The following is an 18,719-nucleotide window of genomic DNA, read 5'->3' on the forward strand; positions in this document are numbered from 1 at the left end:
GGCTCTTCACATTCGAGGGTGTAGTTGGGGTCGGAATCCGCCCGTCTCGAGTAGTGATCGGGCGATGTAATTGGTCAGGTTGCGGAAGCCGAGGGCCGAGCCGCGCAGGTGCTCGAGCCTGCCGTTCATGGCCTCGGTGGGGCCGTTGGACGTGCCGGGCCGGTCGAAGTAGGCGAGCACGTCGGCGGCGCGGCGCTTCAGGGTCCTGCCCAGCTTGCGCAGCTCGGTCAGGGCGGCTGGCACGGTGGAGCTGACGGAGGCGATGAGCTGGGCCATGAGCTGGCGACCATGTGCGCGGTCGGGGACGCGGTAGGCGGCGATCATGCGCTGGTAGACGGCCCAGGCGGCCTCGACCGCTACGTGGGTGTCGCCGTCGAACAGGCCCTCCAGGCGCTGGGACTGCTTCTCGGTGAGCAGGTCGGCGCCGGTGTGCAGGGTCCGGCGGGCGGCGTAGAGCGGATCGCCCTTGCGGCCCCGGTGCCCGCAGGTGTCCTGCTGGACACGGCGCCGGCAGTCATCGAGCGCGTCGCCAGCGAGGCGGACCACGTGAAAAGGATCCATGATGGCGACCGCGTCGGGCAGCTCTTCGGCGGCGGCGGTCTTGAACCCGGTGAAGCCGTCCATCGCGACGATCTCGACCCCGTCGCGCCAGTCCTGCGGCCGGCCCGCGAGCCACTGCTTGAAGGCGTGTTTCGAGCGGCCCTCGACCATGTCCAGCAGCCGGGACGGGCCGGTCCCCTCGCGAACAGCGGTGAGGTCGATGATCACGGTCACGAACCTGTCGCCGCGGCGGGTGTGGCGCCAGACATGCTCGTCGACACCGATGGCGCTGACGCCGTCGAACCGGGTCGGATCATCGATGAGGACGCGGCGTCCTTCGGTCAGGACCGCGGCGTTGGCGGTGTTCCACGAGACCCCCAGCCCCTCGGCGACACGAGCGACACTCAAGTGCTGGCACACGATCCCTTCCAGCGCCCACCGCAACCCGCGGCGGGAGAGCCGAGCGCGCGGCTCGGCCGCGGCGGTCGTGTCCTGACGCCACACGTGCCCGCAGCCCGTGCACCGGTACCGACGCACCCTCACCTCCAGCGTCGTGGGACGCCACCCCAAAGGCTCGTGAGCGAGCTCGCGCGTGACGGTGTCCCGCGCGACGCCCTCGCACCCGCACCGCCGGCACCAGCTGTCCGGTTCGACGACCCTGCAGGCCAGGACCGCCCGACCAGGCTCGATGCGCTGGCCGACGACCTCCAAGCCGAGCTCGTCCAGACGAGCGAACGTGGTCAGATCAGGGCGGGCGAAGGTAGCGTCAGGCACGTCGAGGTCTTCCCGGTGGGTGGCGTGAGAACCCCCATCATCGGAAGACCTCGACCCCTATCTGGACGCTGACACGCCGGCACCTCGCTCACCACCGCGCCAGGCCGTCTACACCCTCAATCCGGAAGAGCCGGTTACACGTGCGGCAACGACGTCACCGCGCGCGACATCCAGAAGTCCGATCCGGGCGGCCAATGGACAAGAGGAAAGGGCTTTGACACGTTCTGCCCCGTCGGTCCGTGGATCGACACCGACCTGGATCCGTCCGACATCGAGGTCAGCTGCACCGTGTCGGGTGAGACGAGGCAGAGTGGCCGGACTCGCGACCTCATCTTCGACATCTCATTCCTCATCGAGTACGTCAGTCGATTCATGGGACTTGAACGCGGGGACATCCTCATGACGGGGACTCCCGCCGGAGTCGGCCCGCTTGTCGACGGCGACTCGGTGACGGTGTCGGTGGGCGGTCTCGGGTCGCTGACGAACCCCGTGAGGGCCGTGTCCGGATAGCTCGGCCCCCGGGACGGCGCCAGGTCCGTCCCTGGTACGTGAAGCGCACTCTGGCGACGGCGCCGGCCCGCGCCCTTGGTGTCCCGGGTCCTAGACTCGCGAGCATGAGCACCGACGCCACGCCCGACATCAAGCCACGCTCACGTCAGGTCACGGACGGCATCGAGGCCACCGCCGCGCGCGGCATGCTGCGCGCCGTCGGTCTCGGCGACGACGACTTCGCCAAGCCCCAGATCGGGGTGGCCAGCTCGTGGAACGAGATCACCCCCTGCAACCTGTCTCTCGACCGCCTCGCGAAGAAGGCGAAGGAGGGCGTCCACGCGAACGGGGGCTACCCCCTCGAGTTCGGCACGATCTCCGTGTCCGACGGCATCTCGATGGGCCACGAGGGCATGCACTACTCACTCGTCTCGCGCGACGTCATCGCCGACTCGGTCGAGACCGTGATGATGGCCGAACGCCTCGACGGCTCGGTCCTGCTCGCCGGCTGCGACAAGTCCGAGCCCGGCATGCTCATGGCCGCCGCGCGTCTCGACCTCGCCAGCGTGTACGTCTACGCCGGCTCGATCATGCCCGGCTACGCCCGCCTCTCCACCGGCGAGGAGCGCGAGGTGACGATCATCGACGCGTACGAGGCGGTCGGCGCCTGCGCGCGCGGCCTCATGTCCCGCGAGGACGTCACGGCCATCGAGAAGGCGATCTGCCCGGGCGAGGGTGCCTGCGGCGGTTTCTACACGGCCAACACCATGGCGTCGGTGGCCGAGGCCATGGGCATGTCCCTCCCGGGCTCGGCTGCGCCGCCCGCCGTCGACCGCCGCCGCGACACCTCTGCGTTCGCCGCGGGTGAGGCCGTCGTCGAGCTGCTCCGGCAGGGGATCACCGCGCGGGACATCATGACCAAGGAGGCGTTCGAGAACGCGATCGCCGTGGTCATGGCCTTCGGCGGCTCGACCAACGCCGTGCTCCACCTGCTCGCCATCGCGCACGAGGCCGACGTCGACCTCACCCTCGCCGACTTCGAGCGGATGAGCGCCAACGTCCCGCACCTCGGCGACGTCAAGCCGTTCGGGAAGTACGTCATGAACGACATCGACAAGGTCGGCGGCGTGCCCGTCGTCCTCAAGGCGCTCGACGAGGCCGGCATGCTCAACCGGGACTGCATGACGGTCACCGGGAAGACGATCGCCGAGAACCTCGAGGAGCTCTCGCCCCCGGACCCGGACGGCAAGATCATCCACTACATGAACGACCCGATCGCCAAGCGCGGCGGAATCACGATCCTCCACGGCTCGCTCGCCCCGGAGGGTGCGGTCGTCAAGTCCGCCGGCTTCGAGTCCGACGTCTTCGAGGGCACCGCGCGCGTGTTCGAGCGGGAGCGGCACGCGATGGACGCCCTCGCGGACGGCACGATCACGGACGGCGACGTCGTCGTCATCCGGTACGAGGGGCCCAAGGGCGGCCCCGGCATGCGCGAGATGCTCGCCATCACCGGCGCGATCAAGGGCGCCGGCCTCGGCAAGTCCGTCCTGCTCATGACCGACGGCCGGTTCTCCGGCGGGACCACGGGCCTGTGCGTCGGGCACGTCGCGCCCGAGGCCTCCGACGGCGGGCCGATCGCGTTCGTCGAGAACGGCGACCGGATCCGCCTCGACGTCGGCACCGGCACCCTCGACCTCCTGGTCGACGACGACGAGCTCGAGCGCCGCCGCGCCTCCTGGGAGCCCGTCGCCCCGCGCTTCACCACGGGTGTGCTCGGCAAGTACCAGAAGCTCGTCCAGTCCGCCTCGCGCGGCGCGATCCTCGAGTAGCCCGGGGCGGTGCGGGGGTGACGGCGGTGCAGGTTCGGGTGGCCCGGGCAGCGGTCGGTCCCGCCGGGCGGTCCCCGCTGGACGGTGCGGCGTCGTCGTCGGGGACTCTCGTGAGAACGCTGTCACCGCGGACTCACCCTCGCGGTCCGGCCGGGTGCCTAACCTCGAGCCAGAGCCGGGAGATGCCCGGCAGCCGTGAGGACGCAGAGCCATGACCGATTCCCCCGCACGCCCGACCCGTTCCGCGGCCGCCCGCATCGCTGCCCGGTATGCGCCGTCGGACGCCGGTACGCGACCCCTGCGCACCGTCGAGGAGGAGCCCGCGACCGCCCCCATCCCGGTGGCGGCGCGCCCCGTGGGCGCCACCTCGGCGACCGCCGACCCGGTGGCTGCCACGCCTGCCGCTCCCGTCGAGGACGAGGACCACGGGCACGAGAACCACGGGCACGACGACGAGCGGGCCGACCTCGTGCCGTTCCGCGATCGCGCCGTCACGCGCCCGGATGCGCGGGCGGAGGTCGTGCGGACCGACCGGTCGCAGGCGTCGGACGGCGTGCGTGACGCACGGTCGAAGGCGTCGCTGCCGGGCGTGTTCGCCGGGTCCCGGATGCTCCACCTGCTCGGGCTTCTCGCCGCGGGCCTCCTCTCGGCGGGCGCGCTCGTCCTCGTCGCCCCCGTCGTGACCGACCTGGCCGACGCCGGTTCGACGCGGGCGTTCGCGGGCACCGTCCTCGTCGGGCTCGGCGCGATCGCGCTCATCGGCGTGGCGCGCTGGCTCGACCACACGCTGTCCGACCGGGTCGCCCGCCGGTACGCGAACCAGCTCCTCACCGGGGTCGTCGAGAACCACGCGGAGCACCCGGCCGCGGTCTCGCGCCTCGGCGCCCACTCCGTGCGCGCGGTCCGCGACGCCAACGCGCACCTGCACGCGCGGCTCGTCCCGCTCGTCGTCCTGCTCGCCGGAGCCGCGGTGGCGCTGACGCTCGTCCACCGCAGCCTCGCCCTCGTGGCCGCGGCCCCGCTCATCATGCTCGGCGCGGCCGCTGCCGCCACCGCGGTCCCGGCCTCGCGCGCCGTCCGTGAGGAGCGTCGGGCGCGGCACGAGCTGACGACCTCGCTCGCCGAGGCGCTCGCGCCGCCGGCCGTGGACGACGAGGTGATGCGCGTCGACGCGCACGTCGTGCACGAGGGACGCGACCACGAGCCGGAGCCGGGGGAGGACGCCGTCGCGGACACCCTCGACCCCGTCGACGACGAGGCGCTGCAGGCGGCCCGTCCCCGGGCGGTCCGCGGGTCCGGCGCTGGTGCCGGGTCCGGTGCCGCCGAGCCGGACCGCGACGCACTTCCGGCCGACGTCCGCGCCGCGCTCGACGCGGTCGGTGCCTCCGAGTCCGCCTCGGCCGACGCGCTCGGGACGCTGCGCGGGGTGGGGATCGTGGTGGTCGGCTTCGGGCTCGCCGCCGTCGCCACCGCGGCGTTCGCCGCCGGGGTCCCCGCGGCCGAGATCGTCGGCGCGCTCGTGGTCACCGGCGTCGCCACCACGGCCGCCCTCGACGTGGTCGAGGGGGCGCGGTTCGTGCCGGCCGCCTCCGACGCGCGCCGCGCGGTCGCCCGCGCCCTCGGCCGCGGGGAGTGAGCGGAACCCGATCTGGGGGGTGAGCGCGGTTCCGCCTGGGGCGTGTGGATGTCTGCCTAGCGAGTGAGGGGGCGACGTGCACGTCAACAGCGTGCGCGGCTTCGTCTACTCGGTCGAGGACGGGACGCTCACCGAGGTGTCCTGACCCGGGGCGAGGAACGCGGCGAGGCGGTCGAGCAGCTCGTCGGTCCCGGTCTCGCGCTGCGCGCCGGTGTCGAACCCGTCGAGGTGGGCGCCGTGCTCGGTGTGCGTGAGGCGGGTCCCGTTCGCGGTCGGCTCCAGCTCGATGGTCGCCACCGAGGTGGAGATGTGCCGTCCGTCGATCCACATGTTGTAGGTGGTGACGATGCGGACGTGCTCGACGATGCTCGTGTACTCGGCCTCGTACCTCGAGTGCGGGCCGTCGTGGAAGGTCCCCTCCGCGACGTCCCGGCCGCCGACCCGGAAGTCGTGGCGCCACTCGCCGGTGCTCCAGTCGTCGCTGTCGCCGAACCACTGCCTCTTCTGCTCGCCGTCCGCGAACGCGGCCCACGTGCTCTCGACCGGGACCGGGTAGTCCCGCACGAGGGTGAAGCCGGCGTGGGCGATCGTGCGGCCTGTCGTCGTCGACATGGTGGTGCTCCTTATCGCGTGAAGGTGAGGTGGGTGGTGCCGCTGGGCGCGGCGACCGAGGCGACCCGGTGGTCGTTCTCCAGGCCGCGCAGGTCGTCCCAGATCCGGAACCCGCGGCCGAGGACGATCGGCACGACGGCGAGGTGCAGGTCGTCGACGAGGCCCGCGGTGAGGAAGTCGTGGACGGTGCGTGCGCCGCCGCCGACCCGCACGTCCTTGCCGCGGGCGTCGGCGGCCGCGACCTCGAGCGCCTCCTGCGGCGAGGCGTCGAGGAAGTGGAACGTGGTCCCGCCGTTCATCTCGATCGGGGCACGTGGGGTGTGCGTGAGGACATGGACCGGGCAGCCGAACGGGGGAGTGTCGCCCCACCAGCCCGTCCAGTCGGGGTCGTCGGGGTGGGCGTGCAGCCCGAACATGCCGGCGCCCATGATCTCGGCGCCGATCCCCTCGAAGTAGCGGGCGGCGAAGTCCTCGTCCACGCCCGTGGTGCCGGAGCCATCGGTGATCCCGAGGACCTTCCGGCGCATCGTCCGGGTGGCGACGTAGGCGGCGGTCAGTCGCTCCCAGTCCTCGCCGAACGGCTTCTCCGGCGTCTGGTCGGTGGTGGTGGCGAATCCGTCGAGGGAGATGTTGAGGTCGACTCGGACGCGAGTCATGGCGTGCTCCTGTCCTGGTGGGTGCGCACGAGGTGGATGCCGAGCCGGTCGGCCCGGTGCTCGGCGGGTGTGCGCTGCTCGCCGAGCCAGAGGTGGAGGACGTCGAGCCCGCCGGGGCGGAGGCTGACCGTGCGGACGCGGCCCTGCTTCTCCGTGGCGACGACGCCCGCGCTCTCGAGGATGCCGAGGTGCTGCATGAACGAGGGCAGCGACATGTCGAAGGGGGCGGCGAGCTCGGACACGACGGCGGGCGAGCTCGCAAGGCGCTCGACGACGGCGCGTCTGGTCGGGTCGGCGAGCGCGCGGATCACCGCGTCGAGCTCCGCCAGATACTTCGGCATATACCTAAGTGTTGGGGGTGGACGTGAGGGAGTCAAGGGGTGACGGGCGCTCCCAACCGCAATCTCGACGACGACGAACCGCAATCTCGGCGAATGAATTGTCTCGCAGAGTGGGAACGTGAACCACGATGCGAGACGGGTGGCTTCCCCTTCGCGCGCGGGCGTACAGTGCATGCATGCCTCGGATCAGCATTCTCGTAGTCGGCCGCGCGGCCGACCCTCGTTGAGAGCTGGTCCGGCCGCGCCCCTCGACACCCATCGGGTCGAGGGGCTTTTGCATGTCCAGCACCACCCCGATGACCCGGACCCGGGTCGCGGACGAACCGGCCCCGCGGGCCGGACAGGCGAAGGAGGGACCATGACGAGCACGTCGCACAGCGCGCCGGGCCGTACCGCGCCCGACGACGAGGCCGCACGCCCCGTCGTCGACGCTGCCAGGACCGGGACCGACGACGCCGTACTCGCGGGCGACTCCGGTTCCAACGGCGCAGCCCCGGCCCGCCGCGGCCCCACGCCCGGCATCGACCCGGTCGAGGCCGACATCCTCGCCACGGCCGCCGTCGCGGAGCGCACGCTCGCGCACGGCGGGACGGGCGGCACGGGAGTCGTCCTGCGGGGCGGTCGCATCGAGGCCGTCGCGGAGGAGGCCCAGATCGTCGAGCCGTCCACGGGTGCCCGCAACATCGTCCGTGCGCTCGAGGAGCTCGGCGTCGACACGATCTTCGGGATCCCGGGCGGCGCGATCCTGCCGACCTACGACCCGCTGTTCCAGTCGGACAAGGTCCGCCACATCCTCGTCCGCCACGAGCAGGGCGCCGGCCACGCGGCCGTCGGCTACGCGGCCGCCACCGGCAAGACCGGCGTGTGCATCGCGACGTCGGGCCCGGGCGCCACGAACCTCATCACCGCCATCGCCGACGCGAACATGGACTCCGTCCCGATCGTCGCGATCACCGGCCAGGTGGGCGCGGCGGCGATCGGCACGGACGCCTTCCAGGAGGCGGACATCGTCGGCGCCACCATGCCGCTGACCAAGCACTCCTTCCTCGTCACCGACCCGGACGAGATCCCCGCGCGCATCGCCGAGGCGTTCCACCTCGCGGCGACCGGCCGGCCGGGCCCCGTGCTCGTCGACGTCGCGAAGTCCGCCCAGCAGGCGGAGTCGGACTTCGTGTGGCCGCCGGCGATGGACCTGCCCGGCTACAAGCCGACCGTCAAGCCGCACGGCCGTCAGGTCAAGGAGGCGGCCCGCCTCATCGCGTCGGCGTCGCGCCCCGTCCTCTACGTGGGCGGCGGCGTCATTCGCTCGCAGTCCACCGACGCGCTCGCCGAGCTCGTCGAGGTCTCGAACGCGGCCGTCGTCACCACGCTCATGGCGCGCGGCGCGTTTCCGGACTCGCACCCGAACAACGTCGGGATGCCCGGCATGCACGGGACCGTCGCTGCGGTGGCCGCGCTGCAGAAGGCGGACCTCGTCGTCGCGCTCGGCGCCCGGTTCGACGACCGCGTGACCGGCCGGCTCGACAGCTTCGCGCCGCTCGCCAAGGTCATCCATGCGGACGTCGACCCGGCGGAGATCTCGAAGAACCGTCACGCGGACGTGCCCATCGTCGGCGACCTGTCGGAGACGATCCCGGCGCTCGCGTCGGCGCTGCGAGACGCGCAGGCCCAGCACGGCGAGCCCGAGCTCGACGCGTGGTGGGCGCAGCTGAGCGACCTGCGCAGCCGCTACCCGCTGGGCTGGGCCCCGACGAACGACGGCCAGCTCGCGCCGCAGCACGTCATCTCGCGCCTCGGCGAGCTCGCCGGCCCGGACGCCGTGTACGCGGCGGGCGTGGGCCAGCACCAGATGTGGGCGGCGCAGTTCATCAGCTACGAGAAGCCGCGCACCTTCCTCAACTCCGGCGGCCTGGGCACGATGGGCTACGCGATCCCGGCCGCGATGGGCGCGAAGGCCGCGCTGCCGGACACGCCCGTCTGGGCGATCGACGGCGACGGCTGCTTCCAGATGACCAACCAGGAGCTCGCCACCTGCGTGCTCGACCAGATCCCGATCAAGGTCGCGATCATCAACAACTCCTCGCTCGGCATGGTCCGCCAGTGGCAGACCCTGTTCTACGAGAGCCGGTACTCGAGCACCGACCTGCACACCGGGCACGACACGGTGCACATCCCGGACTTCGTCAAGCTCGCCGACGCCTACGGCTGCGTGGCGATCCGCGTGACCAAGGTCGAGGAGATCGACGCCGCGATCGAGAAGGCCATGTCGATCAACGACCGCCCGGTCGTCATCGACTTCGTCGTCAGCAGGGACGCCATGGTGTGGCCGATGGTGGCCTCGGGCGTCTCCAACGACGAGATCCAGTACGCGCGCGGGCTCACGCCCGACTTCGAGCACGAGGACTGAGGGGAAGGACATGAGCACCAGGCACACGCTGTCCGTTCTGGTCGAGAACAAGCCCGGCGTCCTCACGCGGGTCACGGCCCTGTTCGCCCGGCGGGCGTTCAACATCCACTCGCTCGCGGTCGGCCCGACCGAGCGCGAGGACGTCTCCCGCATCACGGTCGTGGTCGACGCCGCCGAGCTGCCGCTCGAGCAGGTCACCAAGCAGCTGAACAAGCTGATCAACGTGCTGAAGATCGTCGAGCTGGACCCGGGCAACACGGTCGAGCGGGAGCTCCTGCTCGTCAAGGTCCGGGCCGACGACGAGTCGCGCACCGCGGTCCTCCAGGTGGTCGAGCTCTTCCGCGCCCACGTGGTGGACGTGGCGCCGGAGGCCGTGACGATCGAGGCCACGGGCGGCGACGCCAAGCTCGAGGCCCTGCTCACCGCGCTGGGGCCGTACGGCATCCGTGAGATCGTGCAGTCGGGGTCGGTCGCGCTGGCGCGCGGCTCCCGCTCGCTCACGGACCGCACGCTCGACCGCGTCCGTTCCGCCTGACGGCGGGCGGCCACCTCACCCGCGCGGGAGCCACCGGCCCACCGCGCACCCCGCCGGCCGGCGCCGGCGGCACGCACGAACGCACCATCGAACGAAGCCCAGCAGCACACAACGAAGGAGGGCCCTCGTGGCCGAGCTGTACTACGACGACGACGCCGATCTGTCGATCATCCAGTCCAAGAAGGTGGCCGTCATCGGCTACGGCAGCCAGGGGCACGCGCACGCGCTCAACCTGCGGGACTCCGGCGTCGAGGTCGTCGTCGGTCTGCGCGAGGGTTCGTCCTCGCGCGCCAAGGCCGAGGAGCAGGGCCTCGCGGTCGCGACGGTCGGCGAGGCCGTCTCCGGCGCCGACGTCGTCATGATCCTCGCCCCGGACCAGCACCAGCGGAAGATCTTCTCCGAGGAGGTCGAGCCGAACCTCAAGGACGACGCCGCGATCTTCTTCGCCCACGGCTTCAACATCCGCTACGACCTCATCCAGCCCTCCGCGGGCCACGACATCGCCATGGTCGCGCCGAAGGGCCCGGGCCACACGGTGCGTCGCCAGTACGAGGACGGGCGCGGCGTGCCGGTGCTCCTCGCGGTCGAGCAGGACGCCTCGAGCCAGGCCTGGGACATCGCCGCCTCCTACGCGAAGGCGATCGGCGGCCTGCGCGCCGGCGGCATCAAGACCACGTTCACCGAGGAGACCGAGTCCGACCTGTTCGGCGAGCAGACCGTGCTCTGCGGTGGCGTCAGCCAGCTCGCGCAGTACGGCTTCGAGGTCCTCACCGAGGCCGGCTACCAGCCGGAGATCGCCTACTTCGAAGTCCTCCACGAGCTCAAGCTCATCGTCGACCTCATGTACGAGGGCGGCATCGCCAAGCAGCGCTGGTCGGTCTCCGACACGGCCGAGTACGGCGACTACGTCTCGGGCCCGCGCGTCATCACGCCGCAGGTCAAGGAGAACATGGTGGCGGTCCTCGCGGACATCCAGTCGGGTGCCTTCGCCGAGCGCTTCATCGCCGACCAGGACCAGGGCGGCCCGGAGTTCGCCGCGCTGCGCAAGAAGGGCGAGCAGCACCCGATCGAGGCCACGGGCCTCGAGCTGCGCAACCTGTTCTCCTGGGTCGAGACCCGGGACGCGGACTACACGCAGGGCCAGGTCGGTCGCTGACCTGCCCGACGCCGGAGCTCGCCCCGGCCCGGCCCGCCACCTCGCGTGGTGGGCCGGGCCGGGGCGGCCCGTCATGATCATCGGGGCCGCGAGGCCCGCACGAATGTGGAGAGGACAACTGTGAGCGAGCAGCGCGAGATCGACCTGGGCGTCATCGGTGGCGACGGGATCGGCCCGGAGGTGGTGGCCGAGGCCCTCAAGGTCGCGCGCGCCGCGCTGGACGGCACGGGCGTCACCCTCAGGGAGACGCCCTACGAGCTGGGCGCCGAGCGCTGGCACCGCACCGGCGAGACGATCACCGACGACGAGGTCGCGGCCCTGCGCGAGCACGACGCGATCCTGCTCGGCGCCGTCGGCGACCCGAGCGTCCCCTCCGGCGTCCTCGAGCGCGGCCTCCTGCTGCGCCTGCGCTTCGAGCTCGACCACTACGTCAACCTGCGCCCCGCCAAGCTCCTGCCCGGCGTCGGCACGCCGCTCGCCGACCCCGGTGCGATCGACCTCGTCGTCGTCCGCGAGGGCACCGAGGGCCCCTACGTCGGCAACGGCGGCGCGCTGCGCGTGGGCACCCCGAACGAGCTCGCCACCGAGGTCTCCGTCAACACCGCCTTCGGTGTCGAGCGCGTGGTCCGCGACGCCTTCGCCCGTGCCCAGGCCCGCCCGCGCAAGAAGCTCACGCTCGTGCACAAGCACAACGTCCTCGTCCACGCCGGCCACCTGTGGCGGCGCACGGTCGACGCCGTCGCGGCCGAGCACCCCGAGGTCACGGTCGACTACGCCCACGTCGACGCCACGATGATCTACCTCGTCACCGACCCGGCGCGGTTCGACGTCATCGTCACCGACAACCTGTTCGGCGACATCGTCACCGACCTCGTCGCCGCCGTCACCGGCGGGATCGGGCTCGCGGCGTCCGGCAACGTCAACCCCGACCGCACGTCGGCGTCGATGTTCGAGCCCGTCCACGGCTCCGCCCCGGACATCGCCGGGACCGGGAAGGCCGACCCGACGGCCGCGATCCTGTCCGCCGCGCTCATGCTCACCCACGTCGGCGAGGAGGCGGCGGCCGCGCGGATCGATGCCGCTGTCGAGGCCGACCTCGCCGCCCGGGGGAGCGCCCCGCGATCGACCAGCGAGGTCGGCGACGCGATCGCCGCCGCCGTCTCGCTGACGGCCGACGCCACGGCCACGACCGGGGCCGAGCGATGAGCGACGAGACGCCCATCGCCGTCGGCCAGGAGGTCGGGGACGCCCAGGTGACCGCCGGCGAGCCCGGCGACGCCACGACGCCCGGTGGCCTTCCCCTGCCCGGCCGGGGCCACGGTCTCGAGATGCCGGGCCTGGACTCCGCCGCCCTGCCGCCCGCCGGTGAGCTCGCCGCTCGCGTGACGGGGGAGCGCAGCGACCACCCCGCCGACGACGCCGCGTACGCGGACGTCATGGGGAACCTCGCGTTCGGCACCGCCTTCACCGACCACATGGTCCGCGCGACCTGGACGCACGACTCCGGGTGGGGGCCGCTGCGCCTCGAGCCCTACGGCCCGCTCCAGCTCTCGCCGGCCGCGTCCGTCCTGCACTACGGGCAGGAGGTCTTCGAGGGGCTCAAGGCCTACCGCTGGGCCGACGGCTCCGTGCGCACGTTCCGGCCCGGCTTCAACGCCGCTCGGCTCGCCCACTCCGCCCGCCGCCTCGCGCTGCCCGAGCTGCCCGCCGAGGACATGATCGCCTCCCTCGCCGCGCTGCTCGCGCACGACGAGCGCTGGGTGCCCGGCGACGAGGGCGCCTCGCTGTACCTGCGACCGTTCATGTTCTCCTCCGAGCCGTTCCTCGGCGTGCGGGCCGGGCGGCAGGTCGAGTACCTGCTCATCGCCTCGCCCGTGGGGCCGTACTTCGTCAACGGCTTCGAGCCGGTCGGGATCTGGGTCTCCTCGACCTACCACCGCGCCGGCGCCGGCGGGATGGGGGACACGAAGACCGGCGGGAACTACGCCGCGTCCCTGCTCCCGCAGGCCGAGGCCTACGAGAAGGGCTTCGAGCAGGTCCTGTTCCTCGACGCCTCGACGAACACCTACGTGGACGAGCTCGGCGGGATGAACCTCGTCGTCGTCGACTCCGACGGCACCGTCCGCACCCCCGGGCTCACGGGGACGATCCTCGAGGGCGGCACCCGGGACTCGCTGCTCACCCTGCTGGCCGAGTCCGGCCGCGAGGTGCGCCAGGAGCCGATCGCGCTCGCCGACCTGCTCGCGGACATCCGCTCCGGCGCCGTCGCCGAGGTGTTCGCCTGCGGGACCGCCGCCGTCGTCACCCCGATCGGCCGGCTCGCGGGGGAGGACTTCGACGTCACCGTCGGCGACGGTCGGCCGGGGCCGGTCACCCGCTCCCTGCACGCCGAGCTCACCGACATCCAGTACGGCCGCGCGGCGGACGCGCACGAGTGGATGTACCGGCTCGTCTGAGCCGGCGGGAGGCACGATGACCAGCGAGCTGCACGTCTACGACACCACCCTGCGCGACGGCGCCCAGCAGGAGGGCATCAACCTCACCGTCGCGGACAAGATGGCGATCGCCGCCCTGCTCGACGAGCTCGGCGTCGACTACATCGAGGGCGGCTGGCCCGGCGCCATCCCGCGCGACACGGAGTTCTTCCAGCTCGCCGAGAAGGAGCTGACGCTCACCCGCGCGCGGCTCGCGGCCTTCGGGTCGACGGCGAAACCCGGCGTTCCGGCCGCCGAGGACGCCCAGGTCCAGGCGCTGGTCGACTCCGGCGCCGGCGTGCTCACGCTCGTGGCCAAGTCGGACTCGCGGCACGTCGAGCGCGCGCTGCGTACCACGCCCGAGGAGAACCTGCGGATGGTGCGGGACACCGTCACCCATCTCGTGGGGCTCGGGCGCGAGGTGCACGTGGACCTCGAGCACTTCTTCGACGGCTACCGGCACGACCCGGGGTACGCGCGCGAGGTCGCCGCCACCGCGCTCGCGGCCGGCGCGACGTCCGCCGTCCTGTGCGACACCAACGGCGGCACCCTGCCCGACGAGGTCGGGCGGATCGTCGCCGAGGTCCGCGCGGGCGTGGACGGCCGGATCGGGATCCACACGCACAACGACGCCGGCACCGCCGTCGCGTCCTCGATCGCGGCGGTCGACGCCGGGGCGACCCACGTCCAGGGCTGCGTCAACGGCTACGGCGAGCGCACCGGCAACGCCGACCTCGTGGCGGTCATCGCCAACCTCGAGCTCAAGCGCGGGCTTGAGACGATCGGGCCCGACCGTCTGCGCGAGGCCACCCGCATCAGCCACCAGATCGCCGAGCTGACGAACATCCCCGCCTTCTCGCGCCAGCCCTACGTGGGCCACAGCTCGTTCGCCCACAAGGCCGGGCTGCACGCCTCGGCGATCCGCGTGGACCCGGACCTCTACCAGCACACCGACCCGGCGGCCGTCGGCAACGACATGCGGATGATCGTGTCCGACATGGCCGGGCGGGCCTCGATCGAGCTCAAGGGCCGCGAGCTCGGGTTCGACCTCTCGGGCCGGGGCGAGCTGCTCACCCGCGTCACCGAGCGCGTGAAGGCGGCCGAGGCGCGCGGCTACACCTACGACGCCGCCGACGCCTCCTTCGAGCTGCTCCTGCGCGAGGAGCTCGGCGAGGGCGGAGCAGGCGCGTACTTCGACGTCGAGTCCTGGCGTGCGCAGGTGACCTCGCTGGACGGCCGCGGCCGGACCGAGGCCGAGGCCACCGTCAAGCTCCGCACCGGGCAGGGGAGGATCGTCCGCACCGGCGAGGGCAACGGCCCCGTCAACGCGCTCGACCACGCGCTGCGCGAGGCGCTCGTGGACACCTACCCGGAGATCGAGGAGTTCGCGCTCGTCGACTACATGGTGCGCATCCTCGACTCCCAGCAGGGAACCGACGCCTCGATCCGCGTGCTCGTGCGGTCCTCGGACGGCGTGCGCTCGTGGTCGACGGTGGGGGTCGGGACCGACGTCGTCGAGGCGTCCTGGGAGGCGCTCGTCGACTCGTTCGTCTGGGGCCTCGTGCACGCGGAGGTCGCGCCGCGCTAGCTCGGCCCGCTGTCATCGAGAGTGCGGTTCGCCGAGGGCGTTCGCCGCGTGCGGGAGGCCCTCACCAGGCGATCTGGTCCACCGACCCCAGCGCGCGGCTGCGCTCCGCCTCCGGACCCGACCCGTCGGGACCGTCACCGGCCGCGGCTGCGGCGAACGTCAGCCCTGTCCGCTCCTCGAGCTCGGCGCGCGCCACCTGGTACGTCGCGAACTCGGAGAGGTCGAGCACCTCGAGGTCGGACAGGTCCTGCGAGAGCAGGAAGGACTGTGCCCGCAGCTCGCCGCCGACCACGTAGTAGATGATCTTGTAGAACTCGCGGGGGACCTGGAAGCCGCGGTACTCGCGGTCGGACTCCTTGAACACCGGTCCTGCGACCACGGCGATCCGCAGGTCCTCGACCTCGACCCGGTCGAAGAGCGCGTCCTCGAGCTTGCCCCAGACGCCCGCGAGGCCGGACTGGTTGAAGGTGTTCATCTGCGGGGCGATGTTGGTGAAGCTGAACGAGTCCTCGTTGGCGCGCTGCGCCTCGCCGCGCGGTCCCCAGAGCAGGTCCGAGCGACGCGCGATGTGGCCGCGGTCGAGGTCGTTCGCCCCGTAGAGGTCGTCACCCGCCTGGAACTCCTCGTCGATCCGCTCGTCGTAGCGGAACTCGATCCCGTCGCGACTGAGCCGCCGCAGGCCGGTGCCGTCGACGTTCCAGGCGACCCACCGGGCCAGCCGGCGGCTCCGGGACTGGGTCAGGCTGAAGTGGGTGTAGGGGACGACCGGGGAGCCGTCGACCTCGACGGCGTCGGACGCGAGATCCTTCCCGAGCTCGGGGACCGCGACCGGGAGGGAAAGGAACTCCTCGTCGAATCCTCCGCCTGTGGCCTCGGCCGTGGCGGACTCGTCCGCGACCTCCGCGGACAGGGAGAACTCGAGCTTGTCTCGCACCGAGGAGGCGTAGCAGGCCAGGGCGCGTTCCCCCTCGGCGGAGTCGGACCCGGCGAAGTGGAGCCCGCCCATCACCGTCGAGGTGTGCCCGTTGCCCGCCTTGAGCATCCAGACGGCGCCGGAGTCGCCCCCGTCGCTGAGCCGGTCGGAGGTGCCGGAGCGGCGCGGGTCCGGCTCGATCTCGAAGCAGCCGATCTGCTGCTCGCCGGTCCCGTCGCCGTAGTCGATCGACACCAGGGTCTCGATCCGCGACACCTGCCCGTGGCTGACGCCCGTCGTGCGTCCGGACTTGACCACCTGGTCGCCGAGGTCCGGGTCGCCGATCTGGTCCGGCACGATGTCCAGCTCGAGGATCGTCGGGTCGGCACCGCGGTTGTCGATCGTCGCGATCGCCGCGTCCCCCGCAGCACCCAGGTGCGACCGGAGCAGGCGGCCGAACCGGTTGTCGGTGGCGCGGTTGTCGTCGTGGGTGCCCGGCTGCAGCGCGGCGTCGCCGATCGCGCCGTCCGGACCGTGCAGGACGTGCCAGTTCGACAGCAGCACCGGCTCCCCGGTGTGCCGGTCGTGGACGATCGCCCCCGCGGTGCCGGCCGAGACCCGAGGGTGGGACACGCTCACGCCCGGCACCAGCGGATCGACGCGCCTCCGGCGCGCGTCGTCGAATGCCTCGGGCACGATCTCGTAGGAGAGCCGGAAGCCGCGCTGGAGAACGTCGGTGGGGACGGAGATCCGCTCGGCCTCGATCGTCTCGGGGATCGCCCGCGTACCGAGCGCCTCGAGCTCGGTGAGCGGGACCTTCCGCGTCACGGTGAACTGGAGCGAGATTTCGTCCGTGCGCTCCCCGCCGGTCTCCTTGTAGCCGATACCGACCGAGGTGATGTTCGGGTCGGCGAGGTAGTCGGGCCCGTGACGGCGGATCCAGTTCGTCAGCTGCTGCCGGTCCGAGGTGTCCATACCCTCGAGCCTGAACCGCCGACATGGATCTCGGGTGATCGGGCGGCGAATGCCAGGTGGACCGCGCGAGTGCGCGCGTCGCCCGGGTTCGACGGTCGGCACCTCGGCCCGTCGCCCATCACGTCCTGCCTGTAGGCCCTGTCCTGCCTGCGCGGTGCTCGGTCGCACCTCGTGCGTGACGGCGCCGACCGGAAGTGAACGTCGAGGGGTGATCGAGCGGGCGCCGACGTAGGCTCGGCGGGTCGACGCGGGGTGTTCGTCGTCGGGGAGTGGCGTGCGGCAGGTGCCCACGCCTCGGAGGGAGGAGCTCGTCGGTGCAGGCCGAGAACGATCCGAACCGGTCGCCCGACACCCCGGACCCTGCGCGCTGGCGGATCCTCGTGGTCACCCTCGGGGCCATCTTCATGGCCCTCATCTCGGTGAGCATCGTCAACGTGGCGCTCCCGTCGATGCAGGAGGGCCTCGGCGCCTCGCAGTCCGACCTCCAGTGGGTGCTGTCCGGCTACGCGCTGACGTTTGGCGTAGTGCTCGTGGCGGCCGGCCGGGCCGGCGACGTCATGGGGCGCGGCGGGATCTTCCTCGTCGGGATGGCGATCTTCACCGTCTTCTCGATCACCTCGAGCCTCGCGCCGAACGCCGAGTGGCTCAACGTCTCGCGGTTCGCGCAGGGGGTCGGCTCCGGGCTCGTCAACCCGCAGGGCGTCGGGATGATCCAGCAATACTTCCGGGGCGCCGAGCGGGCGAGGGCCTTCGGCTACTTCGGCGCCGCGGTCGGGGTGTCGGTCGCGATCGGACCGGTCCTCGGCGGGGTCCTCATCAGCGCCGGCGGGACCGACCTGGGCTGGCGCCTCACCTTCCTCGTCAACGTGCCGGTGGGGCTCGTGACGATCGCCCTCGGGCTGCGGTGGTTCCCGCGGCCCCTCATCCGGTCGCTGCGCCGGGCCGATCCCGCCACGCGCGCAGAACGCTCCCTCGACCCCGTCGGCGCGCTGCTGCTCGGCGCCGCGGTCCTCGCCATCCTCTTCCCGTTCATGGAGGGGCGCGGGTCGGCCGCGCTGTGGCTGCTGGTGCCGGCGGGTGTCCTGCTCGTCGTCGCCTGGGTGTGGTGGGAGAAGCGGTACGCGCGCTCCGGGCGGAGCCCGATGGTCGACCTCGCCATCTTCCGCACCCGCAGCTTCACCAACGGGTCCCTGATGATCACGCTCTACTTCCTCGGGATGACGAGCGTGTGGGTGCTCGTCGCGCTGTACATGCAGCAGGGCGACGGCCGCTCCGCGATGGAGGCCGGCGTCATCGGGCTGCCGTCGGCGGTGCTGTCCGCGTTCGGGGCCAACTGGGCCGGCAAGCGGGTGCTCACCTACGGCCGCAAGCTGGTGATCGGCGGGCTGCTCATGGGGCTGGTGGGCCTCGTGCTGAGCATCGTCGTGGTCCAGCTGCACGCGTCGGCGGGGCTGAGCGTCTGGTGGCTCCTGCTGTCCCTCTCTTTCATCGGCGCCGCGCAGGGGTGTGTGGTCAGCCCCAACCAGACCCTCACGCTCGCCGAGGTCCCGCTCGCGTACGCCGGGAGCTCGGGGGCGGTCATGCAGACCGGGCAGCGGATCGGCACCTCGATCGGCATCGCCGTCATCACCGCGGCCGTGTTCGGCACGCTGGAGGCGACGGACTGGCCCACGGCCGCGTCGCTCGGGTTCGGGGTCATCGCCGTGGTGCTGCTCGCCGCGCTGGCCGTGGCCGTGAAGGACCTGCGGGACCGGCGGGAGGACGGCACAGCGATGGTCTGAGGTGTGGGGCCCC

The 18,719-nt window shown here is 72.2% G+C and carries 14 protein-coding genes and 1 pseudogene; 10 read left to right on the forward strand and 5 right to left on the reverse strand.

From position 1 onward, the window contains the following. Positions 1-6 precede the first annotated feature (6 nt). Positions 7-1,314 (reverse strand): ISL3 family transposase, encoded by a 1,308-nt coding sequence (locus ACZLMO_RS12830; protein WP_425713489.1) that lies wholly within the window; start codon positions 1,312-1,314, stop codon positions 7-9. Positions 1,315-1,446: 132 nt separating this feature from the next. Here ACZLMO_RS12830 and ACZLMO_RS12835 point away from each other — a divergent pair. The 3 genes and pseudogenes from ACZLMO_RS12835 to ACZLMO_RS12845 form a co-directional block, all read left to right on the forward strand. Next, a pseudogene (locus ACZLMO_RS12835) lies at positions 1,447-1,824 on the forward strand (fumarylacetoacetate hydrolase family protein); the annotation flags it as partial. Between the two features lie 104 nt (positions 1,825-1,928). Then, positions 1,929-3,632, forward strand: coding sequence for a dihydroxy-acid dehydratase (ilvD, locus tag ACZLMO_RS12840; RefSeq protein ID WP_425715928.1), 1,704 nt, complete (start codon positions 1,929-1,931; stop codon positions 3,630-3,632). 211 nt (positions 3,633-3,843) lie between these two features. Next, positions 3,844-5,268, forward strand: a complete 1,425-nt coding sequence (locus tag ACZLMO_RS12845; protein ID WP_425715927.1) for a hypothetical protein — start codon at positions 3,844-3,846, stop codon at positions 5,266-5,268. A gap of 105 nt (positions 5,269-5,373) precedes the next feature. Here the strand turns inward: ACZLMO_RS12845 and ACZLMO_RS12850 are convergent, their stop codons facing one another. From ACZLMO_RS12850 to ACZLMO_RS12860, 3 genes are read right to left on the reverse strand one after another with little or no spacing between them, the layout of a single operon-like run. After that, positions 5,374-5,880: an SRPBCC domain-containing protein gene (locus ACZLMO_RS12850; RefSeq protein WP_425715926.1), complete on the reverse strand. Its 507-nt coding sequence runs from the start codon at positions 5,878-5,880 to the stop codon at positions 5,374-5,376. A gap of 11 nt (positions 5,881-5,891) precedes the next feature. Continuing rightward, the gene (locus ACZLMO_RS12855; protein ID WP_425715925.1) at positions 5,892-6,536 is read right to left on the reverse strand and encodes a dihydrofolate reductase family protein; all 645 of its coding nucleotides are present in this window, start codon (positions 6,534-6,536) and stop codon (positions 5,892-5,894) included. After that, the gene (locus ACZLMO_RS12860; protein ID WP_463653983.1) at positions 6,533-6,877 is read right to left on the reverse strand and encodes an ArsR/SmtB family transcription factor; all 345 of its coding nucleotides are present in this window, start codon (positions 6,875-6,877) and stop codon (positions 6,533-6,535) included. Before ACZLMO_RS12860 ends, ACZLMO_RS12855 begins: the two co-directional genes overlap by 4 nt. 358 nt (positions 6,878-7,235) lie before the next feature. Between ACZLMO_RS12860 and ACZLMO_RS12865 the strand changes: the two genes are divergently transcribed. The 6 genes from ACZLMO_RS12865 (at position 7,236) to cimA (ending at position 15,037) form a co-directional block, all read left to right on the forward strand. Continuing rightward, positions 7,236-9,284: an acetolactate synthase large subunit gene (locus tag ACZLMO_RS12865; protein WP_425715813.1), complete on the forward strand. Its 2,049-nt coding sequence runs from the start codon at positions 7,236-7,238 to the stop codon at positions 9,282-9,284. 10 nt (positions 9,285-9,294) lie between these two features. Continuing rightward, positions 9,295-9,819, forward strand: a complete 525-nt coding sequence (gene ilvN, locus ACZLMO_RS12870) for an acetolactate synthase small subunit (RefSeq protein ID WP_425715814.1) — start codon at positions 9,295-9,297, stop codon at positions 9,817-9,819. Between the two features lie 127 nt (positions 9,820-9,946). Continuing rightward, complete coding sequence (ilvC, locus tag ACZLMO_RS12875; protein WP_425715815.1) at positions 9,947-10,975, forward strand: ketol-acid reductoisomerase; 1,029 nt, start codon at positions 9,947-9,949, stop codon at positions 10,973-10,975. Between the two features lie 120 nt (positions 10,976-11,095). Further along, positions 11,096-12,181 (forward strand): 3-isopropylmalate dehydrogenase, encoded by a 1,086-nt coding sequence (locus tag ACZLMO_RS12880; protein WP_425715816.1) that lies wholly within the window; start codon positions 11,096-11,098, stop codon positions 12,179-12,181. 122 nt (positions 12,182-12,303) lie between these two features. After that, positions 12,304-13,431, forward strand: coding sequence for a branched-chain amino acid aminotransferase (locus ACZLMO_RS12885; protein ID WP_425715844.1), 1,128 nt, complete (start codon positions 12,304-12,306; stop codon positions 13,429-13,431). Positions 13,432-13,447: 16 nt separating this feature from the next. Next, complete coding sequence (cimA, locus tag ACZLMO_RS12890; protein WP_425715817.1) at positions 13,448-15,037, forward strand: citramalate synthase; 1,590 nt, start codon at positions 13,448-13,450, stop codon at positions 15,035-15,037. Between the two features lie 61 nt (positions 15,038-15,098). Here the strand turns inward: cimA and ACZLMO_RS12895 are convergent, their stop codons facing one another. After that, positions 15,099-16,925, reverse strand: a complete 1,827-nt coding sequence (locus tag ACZLMO_RS12895; RefSeq protein WP_425715818.1) for a DNA/RNA non-specific endonuclease — start codon at positions 16,923-16,925, stop codon at positions 15,099-15,101. 404 nt (positions 16,926-17,329) lie between these two features. Between ACZLMO_RS12895 and ACZLMO_RS12900 the strand changes: the two genes are divergently transcribed. After that, entirely contained in the window at positions 17,330-18,706 is a 1,377-nt protein-coding gene (locus ACZLMO_RS12900) for an MFS transporter (protein ID WP_463654035.1), read from the forward strand. The last annotated feature ends 13 nt before the right edge of the window (positions 18,707-18,719 follow it).

The organism is Georgenia sp. G2120, from assembly GCF_055326485.1.

Excerpts from the sequence above, each read along its gene's own strand:
- ilvD (WP_425715928.1), top strand. The coding sequence starts at position 1,929 with ATGAGCACCGACGCCACGCCCGACATCAAGCCACGCTCACGTCAGGTC.
- ACZLMO_RS12845 (WP_425715927.1), top strand. The coding sequence starts at position 3,844 with ATGACCGATTCCCCCGCACGCCCGACCCGTTCCGCGGCCGCCCGCATC.
- ACZLMO_RS12850 (WP_425715926.1), bottom strand. The coding sequence starts at position 5,880 with ATGTCGACGACGACAGGCCGCACGATCGCCCACGCCGGCTTCACCCTC.
- ACZLMO_RS12855 (WP_425715925.1), bottom strand. The coding sequence starts at position 6,536 with ATGACTCGCGTCCGAGTCGACCTCAACATCTCCCTCGACGGATTCGCC.
- ACZLMO_RS12860 (WP_463653983.1), bottom strand. The coding sequence starts at position 6,877 with ATGCCGAAGTATCTGGCGGAGCTCGACGCGGTGATCCGCGCGCTCGCC.
- ACZLMO_RS12865 (WP_425715813.1), top strand. The coding sequence starts at position 7,236 with ATGACGAGCACGTCGCACAGCGCGCCGGGCCGTACCGCGCCCGACGAC.
- ilvN (WP_425715814.1), top strand. The coding sequence starts at position 9,295 with ATGAGCACCAGGCACACGCTGTCCGTTCTGGTCGAGAACAAGCCCGGC.
- ACZLMO_RS12885 (WP_425715844.1), top strand. The coding sequence starts at position 12,304 with ATGCCGGGCCTGGACTCCGCCGCCCTGCCGCCCGCCGGTGAGCTCGCC.
- cimA (WP_425715817.1), top strand. The coding sequence starts at position 13,448 with ATGACCAGCGAGCTGCACGTCTACGACACCACCCTGCGCGACGGCGCC.
- ACZLMO_RS12895 (WP_425715818.1), bottom strand. The coding sequence starts at position 16,925 with ATGGACACCTCGGACCGGCAGCAGCTGACGAACTGGATCCGCCGTCAC.
- ACZLMO_RS12900 (WP_463654035.1), top strand. The coding sequence starts at position 17,330 with ATGGCCCTCATCTCGGTGAGCATCGTCAACGTGGCGCTCCCGTCGATG.